The organism is Bradyrhizobium manausense, assembly GCF_018130615.1.
Classification (GTDB): Bacteria; Pseudomonadota; Alphaproteobacteria; order Rhizobiales; family Xanthobacteraceae; genus Bradyrhizobium; species Bradyrhizobium manausense_A.
Window position 1 is genome coordinate 151,617 of the sequence record NZ_JAFCKB010000001.1, and the last position, 19,098, is coordinate 170,714.

Consider the following 19,098-nt stretch of genomic DNA (forward strand, 5'->3'; position numbering starts at 1 on the left):
TCACTCGGCGGCCTGCGCCAACACCACGCGGCGCGCCAGCCAGCCGTCGATGAAATGATCGAGCCAGGCGCGTTCCGCGGCATCGTAGACGGCGCGGTCCGCAAAATGATGATGCCGCTCGCGCGCGCCGGGCGCGCTGAGGCCGTCATAGCCGCGCGTGGTCCAGCAATGCATCATCGCGTAGGTCACATCCGGATGAAACTGCACGCCGAACGCATTGCCGGCACGGAATGCCTGGTTCGGAAAATCATCGCCTTCCGCCAGCAATTCGGCACCGTGCGGCAACTGAAATCCTTCGCGATGCCAGTGATAGACCTGCGCCGGCCAGTCCGGGCAGAGCGCGTGGCCCGCCGCGGTGGGGCGGATCGGATAGTAGCCAATCTGGGTCAGCGCCCGCGCATGCGGCGCGACGCGCGCGCCGAGCTGCATCGCCAGCATCTGCGCTCCCAGGCAGATGCCGAGGAACGGCCGCTGCTCGCGCAGTGGGATTTCGATCCAGTCGATCTCGCGGCGGATGTACTCATCCGAATCGTTGGCGCTCATCGGGCCGCCGAAGATCACCGCGCCGGCATGCCGGTCGAGCGTGTCGGGCAGCGAATCGCCGAAGCGCGGCCTGCGGATGTCGAGACGATGGCCGAGCGCGCGCAGCGCATTGCCGACACGACCGGGTGTCGAGGATTCCTGGTGCAGGATGATCAGAACCGGCAGAAGGGGTTCGGAGGCGGCCGCGCTCGGCGTCCTTCCGGGGAAGGGCACCAATTCTGCGCCACCAAACCTGTCCGTCCGAAACGACATGGCCTCTGCGAGTGCTATCGGTTCAAGCCGCCAGCATAGCTAAGCGAAGGTTAACATCGTGTGAGTTCGCGCACACACGCGTCACTTCTGAGGCAAGCTCCGGGCCACTACGGAGGCTTCGAGCGCTTTTTCAGTTTCAGTGCCGTTGCCGCTGGAACCGGCTGGTGGCGGACAGGATGAAGCCGCGCGGGAAGAAGCGGAGCGCGAACGGCACAATCTTGATGCCGAGACCAGGCAGCACTGCCCGCTTGTTCGCCATCAGGCCACGATAGGCCTGCCGAGCAACGTCGGCCGCAGGAACGTTGAGAATCGCCGTATCGTGCCCGGAACCGACGCCGGCGCGGCCCTGGAATTCGGTTTGCACCGGCCCCGGGCACAGCACGGTGACGCGCACGCCGCGCGGCGCGAGCTCTGCTCGCAAAGCCTCGGTCAGCGAAATGACATAGGCCTTCGACGCGTAATAGACGGCCATGCCGGGGCCCGGCAGGAAGCCCGCAACGGAGCCGACATTGAGCAGGCCGCCCTTGTTCCTGATCAGCTGATCGGCAAAGCGCAGCGACAGGTCGGTCAGCGCCCGGACGTTGACATCGACGATACCGACCTGCTCGTCGCGGTCGCGCTCGATGGCGTCGCCGAAGACGCCGAAACCGGCATTGTTGACGAGATTGTCGAGCTCGACGCCTTCGGCAGCGAGCGCGGCGGCAATCCTTTCACCGGCATCCGCTTGCTGGAGATCGCAGGCGATCACGATCGGCTTCTTGCCGCATTTGGTGGCGAGCTCGTCCGCAAGCACCTCGAGCCGGTCGGCACGCCGCGCCGTCAGCGCGAGCCGATGTCCGTTCGCGGCAAACACACGCGCCAGCTCTGTACCGATGCCCGCCGAGGCACCAGTGATCAACGTTACCCGCTCAGTCACGATTGCAGTCTCTTGAATTGAATTCTTTTGGTCCGGAATGGCGGAACTGGAGCACAGGCCGCGCGCGACAGGCAAGCGGCGCTGGCAGCATGGCGGCCTGAGCGGGTCACAGGGAGAGCAGGAAGATCGCGGATTTTACAGGGGAATCCGGAACCGAGGCGTTTTGCGATGCTACATTAAAGTTTCGTCATGTAGCCCGCACAACCGGCGATTAAGCCAGTTTCGACGATAACCTCAGCCGCCGACGGCACTATCCTTGACCTGACCGCCGGCGCGGTCCGCGACCGCGTGCTTGAGATCGATCCGGTCGCGCTGCGAAACCCCGAGCAGGTCGGAGGCACGCCACACGACGTTGTCCTCGAATTCGGTGACCTGACCGTCGGCATAGACCAGCTCCCACATCATCTGGACGATGCGCTTGCGGCCCTCTTCGTCGAGCGAGCGCATGATGACGCTGGTGAAGTGATAGAGGTCGACCGCTTCGCCCTCGACCTGGGTCGCATCCGCGATCAGCCGGTCGGCCGTGCCCCGATCGAGCTTGAAATGGCTTTCGATCAGACTGTGCAGCTTGCTCTGCTCAGCCTGCGTCGGCTGGCCGTCCAGCGAGACCACATGGACCAGCAGAGCGGTGGCCGCCAGCCGATAATCGCTGTCACCGAAGGCCCGGTCCTGAGCCTGGGGAGCAACAATGTCGGCGATGAATTGGCGCAAGCCGTCGAGCATAAGGTCCTACCGAAATCGATGACGCCGCTGGGAGCGCGGCGGCTACCAGCCTTATATGAGCGGGAAACTCAACCGGCGCAACGTGCGTCAGTTCCGCGCGCTGCATTACGTTTCGGCAATCTGATTGCTGTCATTTGAGGGTCACGGTATCTCGTACACCACGATCTTGTCGGCGATGCCGCGCAGGGCCGCCTGCTTCTGGATCGGCTTGATCTCACGCCGCTGAAGGATCTCGCCAACCGCGGGCGCATCCAAGACCGGGCCTGTGATGTGGATCTCCTGCGCAGTCGACAGGCTCTGCACGCGCGCGGCAATGTTGACGGTCTGGCCGAAATAATCCTGCCGCTCGTTGAGCATCACCGCGAGGCACGGACCTTCGTGGATGCCGATCTTGAGAACGAGATCGTTGGCACCGCGCTGCTGGTTCAATTCATCCATGGCCGCGCGCATGCGCAGCCCCGCAGCAATCGCGTGCTCGGGCCTGACGAAGGTCGCCATGACGGCATCGCCGATCGTCTTCACCACGGCGCCCTTCTCGGCGGCGATGATCTCCAGCAGCGCCCGAAAATGCGCGCGCACCAGATCAAAGGCGCTGAGGTCGCCGACGCGCTCGTACAAAGCCGTCGAGCCCTTCAGGTCGGTGAACAGGAATGTCAGCGAGGTGATCTTCAATCGCTGATCGACATTGAGGTTGTCGGCCTTGAAGACGTCGCGGAACGTCTGGTTCGACAGCATCCGCTTGGCGGTCAGGATCGGCTTGCGCTTGCCGATCATCTCGTGCAGCGCGTCGGCGGCAATCCAGACCGAGGGCAACACGCGATTGCCCGATTGATTCTCGAGAGTGAGTCGGAGCGGCCCCGGGCGCACCACCGTGGTCCCCGTCGGCGCCTCCAGCTTGTTGAACATGATCGAAAGCTGCTGGCGCTCGCTGGTCGGGTCACCCCGAACATCCAGGAAATGAGCAGAATGGGTGACCGGCTCGAAGACGATGATGAACTGGCTGGGCAGGTTCAGCGACAGGATCGCCTTTTCGCCGGCAGGCAATTCCAGCGCCTCGAGCGTCACCTCGTTGATCAGGCGCGAAAAGGCCTCTTCGTTGATGTCGACGCCGGAGCTCCAGAACATCTGCCGCACATATTCCCAGATCGGCAACGTGTCGGGATCGTGAGCACCGATGCGACGGACTCGCGGACTGACGGTGAAAGCCACCTCGACCATCTCATCGACGGAGGCCTCATATCCGGCGGCGCAGAGCGCGCAATTATAGTCGTCGTGCTTGAGCGATTTCAGCGTCGCGTGCGCGCCCAAAACCCCGCCGCAGCCCGGGCACAGCACGTTCCAGCTCATGTCGAACAGGCCAAGCCGCGAAGCGTGCAGGAATCCGGAAATGACCTTCTCCTGGTCGAGCCCAGTGCGATCGGCAAAATCCAGCGCATTGATGCGGTTGAGGTCGCGATCGTGCCCCTTGGCGATCAGATCGGCGATGGCCTCGACGACGTCGTGATCGGCCGTTTGCTTCAGAACGGAAAACTGGGCCTGGATGTCGCTCATGGCGGCTACTCCATCTGGGGCGGATCACATCCGTCGACCGGGCGGCGCCCGTCACCGCGGCGTGATGCGGAACATCGGTGAGTGGTCCGGCTGGGTCGTGACGACGCCGTACGGAATCACAGGATCGGCTTCGACGAGCTCGACGCGGAACGCGCCGATGAGCCGAGCCAGCGCCAGCACCGACTCGGCCTGCGCGAACGGCGCGCCGATGCAGACGCGCGGTCCTGCGCCGAACGGCAGATAAGCGAAGCGGTCAGGCTGCTCTTTCGACATGAAGCGTTTGGGGATGAACGCATTCGGCTGATCCCACATCTTCTCGTGCCGGTGCAGAAGCCAGGGGGCGATCATGATGATGTCGCCCTTGCTGACCGCAGCGCCGGCCACATTGTCCTTGTCGCGCGCGGCCCGGGCAATCAGGAAAGCCGGCGGATAAAGCCGCATGCTCTCGTCGATCACCGCGCGGGTGAATTTTTGCCGGTCGATATCGGCGATGCTGTCGAGATGCTGGTCACGGGTTTCGGAGGCAACCTCCTCCTGCGTCTCCGGATCGAGCGCAAGCAGATAGAGCGCCCAGAACAGCGCAGTTGCGGTCGTCTCATGACCCGCCAGGATCATGGTCGCGACCTCGTCGACGAGCTGCTCGTCCGAAAAACCCTTGCCCGTTTCAGGGTCGCGCGCCTCGTCCATGAGATCGAACAGATCGCGCGGCGGCGCGCCGTCCTTCTTGCCCGCCGCCCGCCGCTCGGCGATCAGCATCGCGACGAATTCGGTCCAGCGCGTGCGGAAGCGCGCGCGAGCCCGATCCATCGGCGTCGGCCAGGACACCGGCAGCACCATGTCGAGGAAATAGGCCCGTCCGAGCCGCTCGCCATATTCCATGATGAAGTTGCGCAGGGTCGGGCCGTGCCGGTCCATTCCGAACGAGAACATCGTGCGCCCGGCGATCTCCAGCGTCATCCGCTGCATGACCTCGCGCAGATCGATCGGCGCGCTCGTGCGCGCATCCAGCTTCACGATGGTCTCGTCGAGCACCGCCGTCATGTGCGGGACGAGGTTGGCGGTGGCGCGCGGCGTGAAGGCGGGCGCCAGCGTGCGCCGTTGGAATGTCCAGGCGTGGCCCTCGGCGAGCAGCAGGCCTTCGCCGAGCACGGGACGTAGCATGCGGATGCCGGCCGGCGTCCGCGTGTAGTTCTCGTAATTGCTGAGCAGGACGTGCCGAATCGCGTCCGGCTGGTTCAGGATGAAGCTCTTGTGCAGGAAGAAGCGGCCCTGGATGATCTCTTCCTCATAGGCACGCTGCCCCCAGGTGGCGATCATGTTCTGCCTGATCACCGCGAGCCGGCCGAAGAACGACAGATTGTCCGGCGCGCGCGGCGGGGTCGGGGGGATGATGGGCCGACGCACACTGGCGATGTTCATGGCTCTCTCCCGCAGACGTGGTCGCAGTCAAGGCTTGCGCAGCCAAATAGCTAGTAAGTCAGTTCGGCAACCGCAATCCTGTTCTCGGAGGCCGGCCAGGCGCGGGCCACGATACGTTCTTCGTTGAACTGGGCCACGACGTTACGCCCGACCTCGCTGGCCGGAAGACGCAAGGTTGCTGTCGCATCCGTGGGCACGCCCGGATGGACATCGGCGGGCTCCCGGCCGTCGAGCAGCACGGTGTCGCGCGGCAGGCCGAAATAGCCGCGCGGACGCGACATGATCACCACCGCGCCGGCATCCTTGTCCGCGGGAATGAACGGGCGTGCGGCCCGCAAATGCACGACGTCGGACGAGCGCGGGAAGGGCGAGCGGTAGAAATGCGTCGTCGGAGCATCCGGCGAGGTCAGGACGATCTCGAGCGGCGAGGCCGGATCGACCGCGGCCGCCCCCCAGCGGCCGTCGGCGCCGGTCGTCGCGCGGTACACCACATCGCCCTTGCGCTCCCCGCTCTCGCGGTCGACATGGTGGACCTCCACCATTGCCCCGGTCACCGGGCGGTTGGTCGGCACGCCGTCCACAACGCCCGTGACCAATCCGCTGAGGCGGACGGTGGGCTCCGGCGTGATCGCGATGCGCGCGGGCTCGCGGCCGGCGATGAACTTGTAGATCTCGCGGAACGCGCGCGGATGATACGCCGTCTCGCGATGGTCGATGGTGCCGAGCACGAGATTGGTCGCGCCTTTCAACTCCGGTCCCTCGGCGGTGACATTGGTCGGCACGCCGGGCTTGCCCATGAACCGGCCGTCGGGTTGCGCATATTTGTCCATGCCGTCGCTGCGCAGGGTGAGGAACGCCGTGCCCGGCGTCACCTCGCTGTCGCCCTCGTTCAACCCGCGCAGAAACGCGCCGCGCCCGTTGAACTCGCTGCCAAGCAGATCATCGAGCGCAAACACGCCGTGATTGGGCGTGCCGCACAGCACCGCGTGGCTGACATCGCCGGAACCGCCGTTCTTGACGACGTTGCGGATCGAGTTGCCGCCGCGCGAATTGCCGACCAGCGCGACGCGTGCCGCACCGGTGCGGCGCTTCAATTCAGTGATGGCGGCGGCAAGCTCGCGCCGCTGATCCTCGGTCGAGGAGCGGTTGGCCTGCTCAACCGCGTCGTCGGTGCGCGCCGAGGGATTGGTGAAATTGATCGCCATCATGCGGTCGCGCGCGATGCCGTTGGATTCCATCCGCCACAGCGTCGTCATCCAGAGCGCGTCGTAGTCGCCATTGCCGTGGACGAACAGGATCGGCGGCACCTCGGCGGCTGCGGCTGTGGGCTGCGCTTGCGCCAGCGCTTCCATCCGGAAGTTCGCAACCGCGAAAGCCAGGCCACCCGCGCCTTGCAGGATCATCCGTCGTGACAGCTTCATCTGTTCCTCCCCCGGTAAAACCATGTCTTTGCACTGCTTATAGCGGCCTATCCACTGGACAGCGAAGGACTTTCGCAGGCATCACTGAAGATGCCGGAATCATTGAACCCATTTCTGCCAGACGACTTGGAAGAGGATATGACCGAGCAGACGAACCGTCAGAGACGCTCCGCCGACGGCATCGCGGCCCCCCTGCGGTACACCGTATTCCGGCGCATCTGGCTCGCCAGCCTGCTCTCCAATCTCGGCCTCCTGATCCAGGGCGTGGGCGCGGCCTGGGCAATGACGCAGATGGCCGCCTCGGCCGACAAGGTGGCGCTGGTGCAGACCGCCCTGATGCTGCCGATCATGCTGATCTCGATGCCGGCTGGCGCCATCGCCGACATGTACGACCGTCGCATCGTGACGCTCGTCGCGCTGATGATCGCGCTGACCGGCGCGTCCGCGCTCACGATCCTGGCCGGGCTCAAGCTCATCGCCCCGGAATCGTTGCTGGCCTTCTGCTTCGTCGTCGGCAGCGGCAATGCGCTGTTCGGACCCGCCTGGCAGTCCTCGGTCAGCGAGCAGGTGCCGCCGGATGCGCTGCCATCGGCGGTGGCGCTGAACGGCATCAGCTACAACATCGCGCGCAGCTTCGGCCCCGCGGTCGGCGGCGTCATCGTCGCCGCAGCCGGCGCGGTCGCAGCGTTCGCCTGCAATGCGATCCTCTATCTGCCGCTGCTGGTGGTGCTGCTGCTCTGGCGGCGGACCACCGAGCCGTCGCGCCTGCCGCGGGAAAAGCTCAACCGCGCCATGGTCTCCGGCTTTCGCTACATCACCAATTCGCCGCCGATCAAGATCGTGCTGCTGCGCACGCTGGTGATGGGCCTGATCGGCGGCGCGATCATGGCGCTGATGCCGCTGGTCGCGCGCGACCTGCTGCACGGCGGCGCCCAGACCTACGGCATCATGCTCGGCGCCTTCGGCATGGGCGCCGTGGTCGGCGCGCTCAACATCCACGAGCTGCGCAAGCGCATGAGCGGCGAGGCGGCGATCCGCGCCTGCACGCTCTCGATGGCGTTCGCGATGGCGGCGATTGCGCTCTCGACCGAGCCGGTGCTCACCGCGGCCGCGCTGGTGCTGGCCGGCGCGGTCTGGATGGCCGCGGTGGCGCTGTTCAACATCGGCGTGCAGCTCTCCGCGCCGCGCTGGGTCGCCGGACGATCGCTCGCTGCGTTCCAGGCCTCGATCTCCGGCGGCATCGCGATCGGTGCCTGGGGCTGGGGCCATCTCACCGACTATGCCGGCGTCGAGGTCGCGCTGCTGACGGCCGCGGTGCTGATGCTGCTCTCGCCGCTGCTGGGATTCTGGCTTGCGATGCCGCGCGTCGGCGCCCGCAACGAGGATGCCGAGGTGCTGGCCGATCCCGAGGTCAGGCTGTCGCTGACCGGGCGCAGCGGACCGCTGGTGGTCGAGATCGAATATCGCGTCGCCCAGGAGAATGCGCGCGCCTTTCACAATGTGATGCAGGACGTGCAGCTCTCCCGGCAGCGCAACGGCGCCTATGGCTGGTCGATCGCGCGCGACATTGCCGATCCCGAATTGTGGACCGAGCGCTATCATTGCCCGACCTGGTTCGATTACTTACGCCAGCGCAACCGTTCGACCCAGTCCGAACGCGCGCTGCATCAGCAGGCGATCGATTTCCATATCGGTCCCGAGCCGGTGCGGATTCGCCGCATGCTGGAGCGGCCGTTCGGCTCGGTGCGCTGGAAAGAAGAAACGCCGGATCGCGCCAGCGCCGAGGTGCTGCCCGTTGTCGCGACCGCGGCAGGCAGCAGCACCTAACTCCGCCGTCGTCACGGCGAAGGCCGGGCAACTACTGTCCGTGGTCCGTCAGCACCTTGTCGCAGGCCTTGCTGAGGCGCGCACGATGCTCTTTCAGGCAGGCGAGCACGGCGCTGTCGCCATTGTTCATCACAGCCCGGCAGAAGCGCGTGACGTCGCGCGCGCAGGCGTCGTGGCCGGGCTGCTGCTGAGCCGACGCACCCGATGCGCACAGAACAAAAGAAACAATGAAAAGAAATCTGGTCATCGCGTAATGCCTCGTACCCTTGAGATGTGCGGGCGAAGCTAGTGCGACGATCCCAGGGCCGCAACGGCTTTATTGGCAGGCGGACCGGTGCCGGCCGATGGCCCCGGCATGACGCCGGGGCACACCGCGCGGGAGCTGCGAAGCGGTTTCTTACTGGCTGTCCTGGGCGTCAGCGACCTTGCGTGAGGCGCCCTTGGCCAGGTCCTTGTCCATCACCGCGCGGCAGCCGGCGCTCAGATCCGAGCGATGCTTCATCATGCAGGCGGTGATCTTCGGGATATTGGGGATCTCCGAGGAGCACAGGCGGAAGGCATCGCCGGTGCACATCTGCTGCGCTTCGGCCGAGAAGGCGAAGCTCGAGGTCGTTGAGACGATCGAGACGATGGCGGCAAAACCCAGAGCCAGGCCGGTGTCGCGGATCTTTGCAGTGAAGGACTTGGTGGAAAACGACTTCGTCATTTGAAGCTCCCATTGGCACCGCGGAGGGCGGGCCCGTTGTCGATGGGAGCTACGATGCTCCAGGAAAGTCGTTTCCACTGTGATGATGGTCACGGGCGGACCAACCTCTGTGACATCGGTCACTTTGGCGCACCTGACTGAAATTCCTCCGCATCCGCTGTCGCGTTGGTGTCACGTTAACTGTTCCTTCGCATTAATGGCTCGTCGCGCGGGAAATTCCGCTGATTTGGTTGCGTATTTGGAAAGAGTAGCGATGCGTAATGCGTTAGGCCTGATGCTGGCCAGTGTCCTCGCGGCGGTCGTGATCGCCGGAGGTTGGTACTTTTATTCCTCGCGCGCCGACCAGGGCGCCCCCAAGACAACGGCCGCCCGTGCCGCCGATCCGCTGCCGGCGTCGGCCAAGCTCGCCGCCAAGGACGACGTCGAGACCACCGCGGCGATCGCCGCCAAGCCGACCGCTGTTGCCGCCGCGCCCGCTCCTGCGCCCGCACCGGCAGTGGTGGCTCCGGTTCAGCAGACGACAACTTGCACCAATCCGAATGCCTTGGGCGTCTCGCGCGTGGTCGAGATCGACACGACCGGCGGTCCGGGCTTCGGCTTCGAGCAGTTCAAGCAGTTTGATTTTCTTGCCGACAAGGAGGTCGTGCTGACCTTCGACGACAGTCCCTGGCCGCACAACACGCCGGCCGTGCTGAAGGCCTTGGCCGATGAATGCACCAAGGGCCTGTTCTTCTCGGTCGGCAAGCACGCCACCTGGCATCCGGAAATCCTGCGCCAGGTTCTGGCTCAGGGCCACACGGTGGGCACGCACACATGGTCGCACCTCAATCTCAACGGCAAGAAGATGACGGAGCAGCAGGCCAAGGACGAGATCGAGAAGGGTTTCAGCGCGGTGAAATGGGCGCTCGGCACCAATCCGTCACCGTTCTTCCGCTTCCCGCAGCTTCAGCAAAATCCGGCGCTCGTGAGCTATCTCGGCAGCCGCAACCTCGGAATTTTCTCGACCGACATCGACTCCTTCGACTTCCGCAAGGAGAACACGCCGGACAAGATCGTCAGCAACGTGATGACCAAGCTCGACAAGCTCGGCAAGGGCATCGTCCTGATGCACGACTTCCAGAAGCGCACCGGCGAAGCGCTGCCGACGCTGCTGGCGCGCCTCAAGGCCGGCGGCTACAAGATCGTGCAGATCAAGGCCAAGACGACGTTCGACTCGCTGCCCGAGTATGACGAAGCCGTGCTCAAGGAGTTGAAGGTGCCGGCACCCAGCGCAACGAATGCGCGCCCGGTCTCGAGCGTGGTGCAGACGGTCTCGCAGCGCTAAGCGCTTTGGTTCTGACAAAACACAATGGCCGGGCTCAGCCCGGCCATTTTCATTTTGCGAACGACGTGCGGTCGCTTACCAATAGACGCCGTGGCGGTGCAGCTCGGCGATGATGCGGCCTTCGGTCCAGCGCTTGTGCCTGGGCTTGTCGGCCTTCGCCGTCGTCTTCGGTGCAGGCCTGGTCGTGGCAGGCGCTGACGTCGTCGTCGCAGCAACTGGCGCGGCAGCCGAAACCGCCGGCGGACGATCGACATATTTCGGCGCGCTGGCCGCCGGTGCGATTTCACTCACCTGGGTCGCTGCGGTGGTCGGCGCAGCCGCTTGCACCGCGGGAGCCTGCTCATTGGCTGTCGCCAGCGAAAGACTGCGTGAGCCGCCTGCCTGCGCAGAGGCCGAGACCAGAACCATGGCGGCAACCAGAATGATCTTGCGCATGTGAGAACTCCCCGTGTTTGCGTGACCGGGACACTACGGGAAAGCCGCGCGAGGTTATGTGAGAGAAATCACGCGGGGACCGCCGTCTCCGACTTCAGCTCCGCACGGCAAGCGTCGCGCGCGACGCAGGCGCGTCGCAGGTTCAGCGGGCAGAATCTGGGCTGCGGCGATCGGATGAATTCAGGAGGCGCTGGTGCCGCAAGAGGGACTCGAACCCCCGACCCCGTCATTACGAATGACGTGCTCTACCAACTGAGCTATTGCGGCCAACCCTGCCGGGACCCGGCAATGCCGGTCCCGATACGCGCGCTCCTGATATCGGGCATGGCCCGAATTGGCAAGAACAAGCCGGAGGCGAAATAGGCCTCACGCACCCCAGCGGGACCAGAATCCGCGCCAACCGCCGGCCTGGGCCTTTGCCTGGTCCCTGGGCGTGCCGATTTGTTCCGTAAATTCATCGCTTGGACCATCGTCATCGATGCCGGGATCGTCCGGCGCGCGGATGATCGGGATGACGGCCTGAATCGGCGCCTGTGCCGGCTTGCCGAGGTCGGCGCGGGTCCGGAACACCGGGGTTTCCGCCACCGGCGATGATTCGGCGGCGTCTAGGGTCGCCTTGACCGGCTCGGCGGGCGCCGTCACCGGCTCTTCCTTGGCCACCGGGGGCGCGTTGTCCTGCGCGGCCGGAGCGGGGGCAGGGGTCGGAGCGGGCGCAGCCACGGCTGGTTCCGCCGGCACCTCGCTCGCCACCGTCACCCGCTTCGGCGGCGGGGCCGCGAGCATGGCTTCCTCGAACGCCGAGGACTCGATCGTCGTGCCCTTGTCCGAGGGCAGGCTCGCCACCGGCGTCTGCCACTGGAAGGCGTCGAGCCGGCCGGTGACCGGGGAGACCGGACGCCAGCGGTCGCTGACATAGCCGTCCGCGGTCCAGGCCGGATCGTGACGGGCGCGCACCGCGCGCAAGGTCCAGGCGCGGGCACGGCCGCCATCGCCGTGCTCGGTGCGCTCGAGCTCGGCCATCAGCAGCGCGACACGCTGGGTGGGATCGTTGACGTAAGGCCCGAGCACCTCGCGCGCACGGGCAAACTCGGAGGCATCGATCGCGGCGCGCGCAATCGCGAGCTGGCCCTCGACATGACCAGCCTTGTCCGCAGGCGTTTTCGCCGCGAGCGTCTCGACCCGCTGCAGGCGCTGCCGGGCGGCATCGCCGAGCTTGACGTGGGCGTAGGCATCCGCCAGATCGGGATGCGGATTGGCGAGCCAGGCAGCTTCGACCAGCTTCATCGCGCGGCGCACCTGATGCGCCTCGCTCTCGAATTTCGCGGCGAGCACGGCAGCCGGCACCAAGGTCGGCGCGAGCTTGACGGCTTCCATCACGCTCTCGCGCGCGACGTCACGGTCCATCGTCTCCAATTCCAGCGCGCGCGCAGTCAGCAGCACGCCGCGCTGCCGCCGGTAGGCCGGCTTGTCGATCAGCCCGGCGGACAGGTTCGAATCCAGGATCGCGAGCGCGCCGCTCCAGTCGCCGCGCGCGCAGCGGAAGCCGAGCACCGCATGCGAGGCCCAGGTCGAGGACGGCGACAGCTTGATCGCTTCCTCCGCGATCATGACGGCACCGACCGCATCATCAGCGCGCTGCGCCTCGATGAACAGGCCGCGCAGGCCGAGCAGTCGCGTATCCTCGCGCTCGGCCATGGCGCGGAAGACGCGCTGCGCCTCATCGCGATTGCCGTCGAGCTGCGCCGATTGGGCATGCAACAGCAGCGCGAGCGGATCATTGGGCGCGTGCCGCCGCGCCGCTTCGGCGTGACGGCGGGCGAGCGCGGTGTCGCCATGGCCGATCGCGAGCAGGCCGTGGGTGATGGCGTGACGGCCGCGCGCGTGGCGCTTCTCATGACGGCGGCGGCGCATCCGCCCCGGTGCGCGCCAGATCATCGTCAGGATGCTCCAGAGCAACACGATCAGGACTGCAAAGATGCCGAGGCAGAGCACGAACACCGGAATGCTCGGCGAGGCCCGGAAACCGCCCCAGGTCAGCACGACATCGCCGGGCTGATCGGCAACCCAGGCCGCGCCGGCGCCTGCAAGCGCAATCAGAACGAGGAAGAGGACGATGCGAAGCATAGCGATCCCTATACGCGCGGAATGTTGCGCGAATCTTATTGAGCAGGCTTACTGACCAGGCTTGGCGAGAGCAGCCAGAGCGTCATCGGCAAATTTGCGGGAGGCCGCGAGCGCGGCGTCGCGGGCATCGGCCTTGTCCAGCCATGCCTGCGCCGGCGCACGCTCGGTCTCGGGCAGCGTCTTCAGCTCGCGCCGCGCCTCGGCGAAATCGTTGCGCAGCGCCGCAGCCGTGATCCGCGCAACGATGGCGCCGCGGTCGTTGCCGACCCCGTCGGTGCGCTCGATGCGGACAAGCTTTGATGCGCCCGCCTGCAGGCGCTCGACGATGCCGGCACCCGCAGCCGGCGCTTCCGGCGGCGGCGACAGCTTCGGCACGATATTGAGGAGCTCGCGGGTCAACGCGACCGGCGTCGGAATGCCCGACGCCGCAAACCCATCGAGCGGCTTCAACAGTTCGGGCTTGGCTGCGAACGACCGCGCAGCAGTAAGCTGCGCCTCATAGGGATCGTTATGGCGAAGGGCGACGTCGAGCAGGGTGGCGGCGACCACAAAGCGCAACGGCTTGTCGTCCATCGCCTTCGCATCGGCGATCTTTTCACCCTGCTGCGCGAGCTCGGCGCGCGCGGTCGTGCTGGCACGCTCGAGTTGGGAGATGCGGTCGGCGAGCGCGGCGAGGCCGGGTGAGGCCGCCGCGTCGCGCGGCGCGGATTTGGCATCGTTCAATGCGCTCGCGGTCTTGTCGGACTGCGCTCGCAAATTGGCGATGTCGCTACGTATTGTGCCGAGGGATTTTTCCAGCGCATCGAGCCGCGTGACGATCGCCGGATCGGCGGCGGGCTTGCCCGCCTTGGCTTCAACCGCGGCGACGCGACCGGTCAGCGCATCGACCGTCGCACTCGTCACTTGCGGCACGGCCGGCGGAGCCTGCACTGCGGGCCAGCCCAGCACCCAACCGACCGCGATCACGACCGCGGCAGCGGCAGCACCGGAAAATGGCGCAATGACCCAGGGAGAAATGGCCGAGGACGCAGCGGCGGTCTGCGTCTCGCTGCGCTCCTGCTCCGCCTGGACGGTCTCGACCTTGGCGTCGTCGGCACCGGCCTGCTCGGATGCCGCCTGCTCGGCCGACGGCGGCGCCTCCGGCTCACCCGCCACGTCGTGCGGCTGGGTGGAGACTTCGGTCGCCTCGAGGTCGATGGTGGGCGGCGTGCGCTTGGCACGGCTGGACTCGGGGGCCAATCCTGCGTCTTCAGGCTTGTCGTCGGCCATCGTGACGGTTCCTCACACTTGCATACCAGAAACGAGCCCGATTGCCTCGGATTCGGCCCGTCCTCTTACGCCAAACGGGTGCGCAAAGCACGCTCCAAGGCGTCAAATAAGGCATTTTCGTCCGGGCTCGCGGCCACCAGAACCTGCGACGCGCCGGCGTCGCGCAGCACGCCGGCGACCGTCTCGGACAGGCAGCATTGCGGAATCGCCAGTGCCGAGATTTCGACGCCTTCGTCCCGCGCCGCATCCAGGAAGGCGCGCGCGCTGCGCCGGGAGTAGTGCAGCACCGCCGCGATGCCGTGCGCGGCAAAACCTTCGCAGACCTCGCGCGGCAGAAGCTTGACCGGGGCCATGCGATACGTCGTCTGCGTAACCACGCTGAACCCTTCCGCGCCGAGCTCGCCGCCGAGATCGCGCGACAGATCCGCGCCCGCAAGATAGAGCAGCGTCGTTTTCTTCTTCAACACCTTGTCGCGCGCGCTCTGCATCACCTTGTCGCGCAGGGAAGCGGCATCGCCGCCTGCGACGATCACCTTCGTGAAGCCGACCTCACGCGCCACGGCCGCCGTGTGCTCGCCGACCGCGAATAGTGGCAGCTCCGAGAGGCCAAGGTCCCGCAATTGCGGCGCGACAGCACGGATCGCATTGGCCGATGTGACGATGACGGCGCTGTAGCCCGCCTCACTCTCGTCATGGAAAGCGACCGGTTCGAACTTGAGCACCGGTGCGAGCAGCACCACGTGACCCCGCGCACGCAGATTTTCCGCCGTCGCCTCATTGTCGGGATGCGGCCGTGTGACAAGAATGGACATCGCTTGTGTTCCCGGACCACGTGGCGGCGGCTCATTCGAGGGACGGCGTCGCCTGACGATTGCGCAAGCCGACCTCGGAATGCTACCGGACGTACCTGAACTCTGCTTTACGGATGAGCGCAAGGGCGCAAATTGGATAACAATTCGCCAATGCTGGTACTGGGCATCGAGACCACCTGCGACGAGACCGCGGCGGCCGTGATCGAGCGCGCGCCTGACGGGAGCGGCCGGATCCTGTCCAATGTCGTGCGGTCGCAAGTGGAGGAGCATGCCCGCTTCGGCGGCGTAGTTCCGGAGATCGCCGCACGGGCCCATGTCGACCTGCTCGACGGCATCATCGACCAAGCGATGCGTGATGCCGGCATCGGCTTCGCCCAGCTCGACGGCGTCGCGGCCGCCGCGGGGCCGGGGCTGATCGGCGGCGTCATCGTCGGGCTCACCACCGCGAAGGCGATCGCGATGGTGCATGATACGCCGCTGGTCGCGGTCAACCATCTCGAGGCGCATGCGCTGACGCCGCGCCTGACCGACGGGATCGAATTTCCTTACTGCCTGTTCCTCGCCTCCGGCGGCCACACCCAGATCGTCGCGGTCACCGGCGTCGGTCAATATGCGCGGCTCGGCACCACCGTCGACGACGCGATCGGCGAGGCCTTCGACAAGGTCGCGAAGATGCTGGGCCTGCCCTATCCCGGCGGCCCGCAGGTCGAGCGCGCGGCAGCGAGCGGCGACGCCACGCGCTTTGCGTTCCCGCGGCCGATGCAAGGACGCCCCGACGCCAACTTCTCGCTGTCGGGATTGAAGACGGCGGTGCGCACCGAGGCGAGCCGCCTGGCTGAGATCACGCCGCAGGACGTCAACGATCTCTGCGCGAGCTTTCAGGCCGCGGTGCTGGATTCGACGGCCGATCGGCTGAGCGTCGGCCTCAAACTTTTCCGCGAACAATTCGGCACTCCGCGTGCCCTTGTCGCGGCCGGCGGTGTTGCCGCCAATCAGGCGATCCGCGGCGCGCTGTTCGACGTTGCGCGGCAAGCCGGGACGCAGCTGATCATGCCGCCGCCCGCGCTCTGCACCGACAATGGTGCGATGATCGCCTGGGCCGGCGCCGAACGCCTCGCACTCGGCATCACCGACACGATGGAAGCACAGCCGCGCGCGCGCTGGCTGCTCGACGCCAACGCGACCGCGCCGGCGGGTTACGGCAAGACGCGGGCGGGATACTAGCAATGGCAGCGTTCCATTCCGTCGCAGTGATCGGGGCCGGCGCCTGGGGTACGGCGCTGGCGACGGTCGCCGCGCGCGCCGGGCGGAAGGTGACGTTATGGGCGCGCAACGCGGAACATGCGACGCGGATCGCATCGACCCGCAACAATCCGCGGCTGCCGGGCGTGCCGCTTACGCCGGAGATCGTGGTCACGAGCGAGCTGACGCTCGCCTCACGTGCCGACATGCTGTTGATCGCGACGCCGGCGCAGCACCTGCGCGGCGCGGTCAACATGCTGGCCCCGCACATCGCGAAGTCTGTGCCGATCATCGCCTGCGCCAAAGGCATCGAGCACGGCACCCACAAATTCATGACCGACGTGATCGCCGAAGCCGCACCCCATGCGCAGCCCGCGATCCTGTCGGGCCCGAGCTTTGCCGACGACGTCGCGCGCGGCCTGCCGACAGCGGTGACGCTGGCGGCAAAGGACGAGGCCTTGGCGAGCGCGTTGGTACAGGCCCTGGGCTCGGCAACCTTCCGCCCCTATCACACCAGTGATGTCCGCGGCGTCGAGATCGGCGGCGCGGCCAAGAACGTGCTCGCGATCGCCGTCGGAATCGCGGTCGGACGCCAGCTCGGCGCTTCCGCCCAGGCTGCGCTCACCACCCGCGGCTTTGCCGAGCTGACGCGCCTTGGTCGTGCGCTCGGCGCGCGCAGCGAAACGCTCACCGGCCTGTCCGGGCTCGGCGATCTGATCCTGACCTGTTCGAGCCCGCAATCGCGCAACTTCGCGCTTGGCCTGGCGCTCGGCCGCGGCGAGCAGCCGCCCGCCGGCAAGCTCGCCGAGGGCGAATTCACAGCGCCAGTGCTGATCGAACTCGCGACTTCGCAAAACATCGAGATGCCGGTATCAGAAGCGGTCGCGGCGATCCTGTGCGGAAACAGCACGATCGACGCCGCGATCTCAGGGCTGTTGACGCGCCCCTTCAAGGCAGAGAAATGAAAAATGGCATACTGGCTGGTGAAATCTGAACCATCGGTGTGGTCCTGGGACCAGCAGGTCGCGAAAGGCGCCAAGGGCGAGGCCTGGACCGGCGTGCGCAATTACACCGCGCGCATCAATCTCGTGAACATGAAGAAGGGCGACAAGGCGTTCTTCTATCATTCCAACGAGGGCAAGGAGATCGTCGGCATCGCGGAAGTCATCAAGGAGGCCTATCCGGACCCGACCGACAAGACCGAAAAATTCGTCTGCGTCGACATCAAGGCCGACAAGCCCCTGAAGACGCCGGTGACGATGGCGGCGATCAAGGCCGAGAAGAAGCTCGCCGACATGGCGCTGGTGAAATATTCGCGCCTGTCCGTGCAGCCGGTCACGGCAGAGGAATGGAAGCTCGTTTGCAAGATGGGCGGGATTTGAGGGCTACGGTAGCCGCGCCTGCGACGCGGGCAGTGTAAACACCTCACACGGCGCGGCGATACCTCGCAACGCATGCGATCCGAGTGCGACGAGGGGCATGTCCGTCTCGGCAGCCAGCGCACCCGAGACCAGCACGGTCCGTCCGAGCGGCTTGCACAGGCCCTCTAGCCGGCTCGCGAGATTGACGGCGGGACCGATCGCCGTGAAGTCCAGCCGGTTGGCAGCGCCGATATTTCCCCAGAGCATCTCGCCGAGATGAAGCGCAGCACCGAATGCGAGCGGCGGCAGTCCTTGCGCGCCGCGCTCCGCATTGAGATACGCCATCCCGGCTTCGGCGGCGCCTGCGGCACGCAGAGCGGCATCACAGGCGCGACGCGGCGAGATCTCGACCACCGGAAAGATCGCGAGCACGCCGTCGCCGATGAATTTGAGCACCTCGCCGCCGAAGGCGTGAACGGCGCCGGCGATGCGATCGAACCAGGCATCGAGCGCGGCAATGACATCCGCCGGCGGGCTTGATTCCGACAAGCTGGTGAAGCCGCGCAAATCCGCATAGAGCAGCGCGGCCTGGATGGTCTCGCCGAGATCGCGCCGTAACGGCGCCGCCAGCACCCGCTCGGCGCTGCGCTTGCCGAGATAGGCCTCCAGCGTCGCCCGCAGCGTGGCGCGTGCAGCGAGCGCGGCGAGCGGTGTCGCGGCAAAGCGCGCGGCCCGACTCAGCTGGTCGATTTCGCCTGATGTGAATGGCCGCGGTCCGATCCAGCCAAGCAGTGGCCCATCGCGGCGCCCGACAACATCTTCGTGCACCTCGCCGCCTGCGATGTCACATAGCCAGCGGCGGCCGGCATCGTTGGGCAAATCGGGCGCCAAACCACCAGGTGCAAAGCCGAGCGCCTCGATCACCCGGCCGTTCTCCGCGCGCCACAACCAGGTCCGCTTCGCGATCAGCGGATGCGGCACCTCCAATGTCAGGGCGCCTGCCGCAAGCGGCACGCCGTCGGCAAGCAGATGCGCGCCGAGTTCCGCGAGCAGGCGATCGGCGCCGGGACACTCTGAGGCGGCATCGACAAGCCAGGCGAGGGTCGGAGAAAGTTGCATGAAACGATGATGGCGAAGATCAGCCGTCTTTGTCACGAGCAATCCTTGACGGGC

18 protein-coding genes and 1 tRNA gene are annotated in these 19,098 nt (G+C 66.3%); 5 read left to right on the top strand and 14 right to left on the bottom strand.

Annotated features, from left to right (window positions below; genetic code table 11):
• The 6 genes from JQ587_RS00750 to JQ587_RS00775 form a co-directional block, all read right to left on the bottom strand.
• Window positions 1-795 carry a glutamine amidotransferase gene (locus JQ587_RS00750; RefSeq protein ID WP_212424130.1) on the bottom strand — a complete coding sequence of 265 codons (795 nt, stop codon included), beginning with the start codon at window positions 793-795 and terminating at the stop codon, window positions 1-3.
• A 136-nt stretch (window positions 796-931) separates the two neighbouring features.
• Window positions 932-1,711, bottom strand: a complete 780-nt coding sequence (locus tag JQ587_RS00755) for an SDR family NAD(P)-dependent oxidoreductase (protein ID WP_212303248.1) — start codon at window positions 1,709-1,711, stop codon at window positions 932-934.
• A 234-nt stretch (window positions 1,712-1,945) separates the two neighbouring features.
• Window positions 1,946-2,434, bottom strand: coding sequence for a tellurite resistance TerB family protein (locus tag JQ587_RS00760; protein ID WP_212303249.1), 489 nt, complete (start codon window positions 2,432-2,434; stop codon window positions 1,946-1,948).
• A gap of 141 nt (window positions 2,435-2,575) precedes the next feature.
• Complete coding sequence (locus tag JQ587_RS00765) at window positions 2,576-3,985, bottom strand: adenylate/guanylate cyclase domain-containing protein (RefSeq protein ID WP_212303250.1); 1,410 nt, start codon at window positions 3,983-3,985, stop codon at window positions 2,576-2,578.
• Between the two features lie 51 nt (window positions 3,986-4,036).
• Window positions 4,037-5,404 carry a cytochrome P450 gene (locus JQ587_RS00770; RefSeq protein WP_212424131.1) on the bottom strand — a complete coding sequence of 456 codons (1,368 nt, stop codon included), beginning with the start codon at window positions 5,402-5,404 and terminating at the stop codon, window positions 4,037-4,039.
• A gap of 50 nt (window positions 5,405-5,454) precedes the next feature.
• Window positions 5,455-6,825: a hydrolase gene (locus tag JQ587_RS00775; protein WP_212424132.1), complete on the bottom strand. Its 1,371-nt coding sequence runs from the start codon at window positions 6,823-6,825 to the stop codon at window positions 5,455-5,457.
• 138 nt (window positions 6,826-6,963) lie between these two features.
• Here JQ587_RS00775 and JQ587_RS00780 point away from each other — a divergent pair, with 138 nt between their 5' ends.
• Complete coding sequence (locus JQ587_RS00780) at window positions 6,964-8,652, top strand: MFS transporter (RefSeq protein WP_212424133.1); 1,689 nt, start codon at window positions 6,964-6,966, stop codon at window positions 8,650-8,652.
• 31 nt (window positions 8,653-8,683) lie between these two features.
• On the opposite strand, the gene JQ587_RS00785 is transcribed toward JQ587_RS00780, so the two are convergent.
• Together JQ587_RS00785 and JQ587_RS00790 are read right to left on the bottom strand one after the other, a co-directional pair.
• A complete protein-coding gene (locus JQ587_RS00785) occupies window positions 8,684-8,899 on the bottom strand; it encodes a hypothetical protein (RefSeq protein ID WP_212303254.1) in 216 nt (71 codons plus the stop codon).
• Between the two features lie 150 nt (window positions 8,900-9,049).
• Complete coding sequence (locus tag JQ587_RS00790) at window positions 9,050-9,358, bottom strand: hypothetical protein (protein ID WP_212303255.1); 309 nt, start codon at window positions 9,356-9,358, stop codon at window positions 9,050-9,052.
• A 253-nt stretch (window positions 9,359-9,611) separates the two neighbouring features.
• Here JQ587_RS00790 and JQ587_RS00795 point away from each other — a divergent pair, with 253 nt between their 5' ends.
• On the top strand, window positions 9,612-10,682 hold the full coding sequence (locus JQ587_RS00795) for a polysaccharide deacetylase family protein (RefSeq protein WP_212303256.1): 1,071 nt from the start codon (window positions 9,612-9,614) through the stop codon (window positions 10,680-10,682).
• Window positions 10,683-10,757: 75 nt separating this feature from the next.
• Here JQ587_RS00795 and JQ587_RS00800 read toward each other — a convergent pair whose 3' ends face one another.
• The 5 genes from JQ587_RS00800 to JQ587_RS00820 all read right to left on the bottom strand — a co-directional run bounded on the left by JQ587_RS00800 (window position 10,758) and on the right by JQ587_RS00820 (window position 15,322).
• Window positions 10,758-11,117 (bottom strand): hypothetical protein, encoded by a 360-nt coding sequence (locus JQ587_RS00800; RefSeq protein WP_212303257.1) that lies wholly within the window; start codon window positions 11,115-11,117, stop codon window positions 10,758-10,760.
• Window positions 11,118-11,308: 191 nt separating this feature from the next.
• Window positions 11,309-11,384: transfer RNA gene (locus JQ587_RS00805), tRNA-Thr, on the bottom strand.
• 99 nt (window positions 11,385-11,483) lie between these two features.
• Window positions 11,484-13,241, bottom strand: a complete 1,758-nt coding sequence (locus JQ587_RS00810) for a heme biosynthesis protein HemY (RefSeq protein WP_212424134.1) — start codon at window positions 13,239-13,241, stop codon at window positions 11,484-11,486.
• A gap of 48 nt (window positions 13,242-13,289) precedes the next feature.
• Window positions 13,290-14,510 carry a COG4223 family protein gene (locus tag JQ587_RS00815; RefSeq protein WP_212424135.1) on the bottom strand — a complete coding sequence of 407 codons (1,221 nt, stop codon included), beginning with the start codon at window positions 14,508-14,510 and terminating at the stop codon, window positions 13,290-13,292.
• A 65-nt stretch (window positions 14,511-14,575) separates the two neighbouring features.
• Entirely contained in the window at window positions 14,576-15,322 is a 747-nt protein-coding gene (locus JQ587_RS00820; RefSeq protein ID WP_212424136.1) for a uroporphyrinogen-III synthase, read from the bottom strand.
• Between the two features lie 150 nt (window positions 15,323-15,472).
• Between JQ587_RS00820 and tsaD the strand changes: the two genes are divergently transcribed.
• Genes tsaD through JQ587_RS00835 form a run of 3 tightly spaced genes read left to right on the top strand, consistent with a single transcriptional unit; the run spans window position 15,473 to window position 17,946 of the window.
• Window positions 15,473-16,546 (top strand): tRNA (adenosine(37)-N6)-threonylcarbamoyltransferase complex transferase subunit TsaD, encoded by a 1,074-nt coding sequence (gene tsaD, locus JQ587_RS00825; protein ID WP_212424137.1) that lies wholly within the window; start codon window positions 15,473-15,475, stop codon window positions 16,544-16,546.
• A gap of 2 nt (window positions 16,547-16,548) precedes the next feature.
• Window positions 16,549-17,529 carry an NAD(P)H-dependent glycerol-3-phosphate dehydrogenase gene (locus JQ587_RS00830; RefSeq protein ID WP_212303262.1) on the top strand — a complete coding sequence of 327 codons (981 nt, stop codon included), beginning with the start codon at window positions 16,549-16,551 and terminating at the stop codon, window positions 17,527-17,529.
• A gap of 3 nt (window positions 17,530-17,532) precedes the next feature.
• A complete protein-coding gene (locus tag JQ587_RS00835; protein WP_212303263.1) occupies window positions 17,533-17,946 on the top strand; it encodes an EVE domain-containing protein in 414 nt (137 codons plus the stop codon).
• A gap of 3 nt (window positions 17,947-17,949) precedes the next feature.
• Here the strand turns inward: JQ587_RS00835 and JQ587_RS00840 are convergent, their stop codons facing one another.
• Window positions 17,950-19,044 carry an adenylate/guanylate cyclase domain-containing protein gene (locus tag JQ587_RS00840; RefSeq protein WP_212424427.1) on the bottom strand — a complete coding sequence of 365 codons (1,095 nt, stop codon included), beginning with the start codon at window positions 19,042-19,044 and terminating at the stop codon, window positions 17,950-17,952.
• Window positions 19,045-19,098 lie beyond the last annotated feature (54 nt).

Coding starts and splice junctions, on each gene's coding strand:
- JQ587_RS00760 (WP_212303249.1), bottom strand. CDS start 2,434: ATGCTCGACGGCTTGCGCCAATTCATCGCCGACATTGTTGCTCCCCAG.
- JQ587_RS00775 (WP_212424132.1), bottom strand. CDS start 6,825: ATGAAGCTGTCACGACGGATGATCCTGCAAGGCGCGGGTGGCCTGGCT.
- JQ587_RS00830 (WP_212303262.1), top strand. CDS start 16,549: ATGGCAGCGTTCCATTCCGTCGCAGTGATCGGGGCCGGCGCCTGGGGT.
- JQ587_RS00810 (WP_212424134.1), bottom strand. CDS start 13,241: ATGCTTCGCATCGTCCTCTTCCTCGTTCTGATTGCGCTTGCAGGCGCC.
- JQ587_RS00795 (WP_212303256.1), top strand. CDS start 9,612: ATGCGTAATGCGTTAGGCCTGATGCTGGCCAGTGTCCTCGCGGCGGTC.
- JQ587_RS00820 (WP_212424136.1), bottom strand. CDS start 15,322: ATGTCCATTCTTGTCACACGGCCGCATCCCGACAATGAGGCGACGGCG.
- tsaD (WP_212424137.1), top strand. CDS start 15,473: ATGCTGGTACTGGGCATCGAGACCACCTGCGACGAGACCGCGGCGGCC.
- JQ587_RS00835 (WP_212303263.1), top strand. CDS start 17,533: ATGGCATACTGGCTGGTGAAATCTGAACCATCGGTGTGGTCCTGGGAC.
- JQ587_RS00780 (WP_212424133.1), top strand. CDS start 6,964: ATGACCGAGCAGACGAACCGTCAGAGACGCTCCGCCGACGGCATCGCG.
- JQ587_RS00765 (WP_212303250.1), bottom strand. CDS start 3,985: ATGAGCGACATCCAGGCCCAGTTTTCCGTTCTGAAGCAAACGGCCGAT.
- JQ587_RS00790 (WP_212303255.1), bottom strand. CDS start 9,358: ATGACGAAGTCGTTTTCCACCAAGTCCTTCACTGCAAAGATCCGCGAC.
- JQ587_RS00785 (WP_212303254.1), bottom strand. CDS start 8,899: ATGACCAGATTTCTTTTCATTGTTTCTTTTGTTCTGTGCGCATCGGGT.
- JQ587_RS00815 (WP_212424135.1), bottom strand. CDS start 14,510: ATGGCCGACGACAAGCCTGAAGACGCAGGATTGGCCCCCGAGTCCAGC.
- JQ587_RS00750 (WP_212424130.1), bottom strand. CDS start 795: ATGTCGTTTCGGACGGACAGGTTTGGTGGCGCAGAATTGGTGCCCTTC.
- JQ587_RS00770 (WP_212424131.1), bottom strand. CDS start 5,404: ATGAACATCGCCAGTGTGCGTCGGCCCATCATCCCCCCGACCCCGCCG.
- JQ587_RS00840 (WP_212424427.1), bottom strand. CDS start 19,044: ATGCAACTTTCTCCGACCCTCGCCTGGCTTGTCGATGCCGCCTCAGAG.
- JQ587_RS00800 (WP_212303257.1), bottom strand. CDS start 11,117: ATGCGCAAGATCATTCTGGTTGCCGCCATGGTTCTGGTCTCGGCCTCT.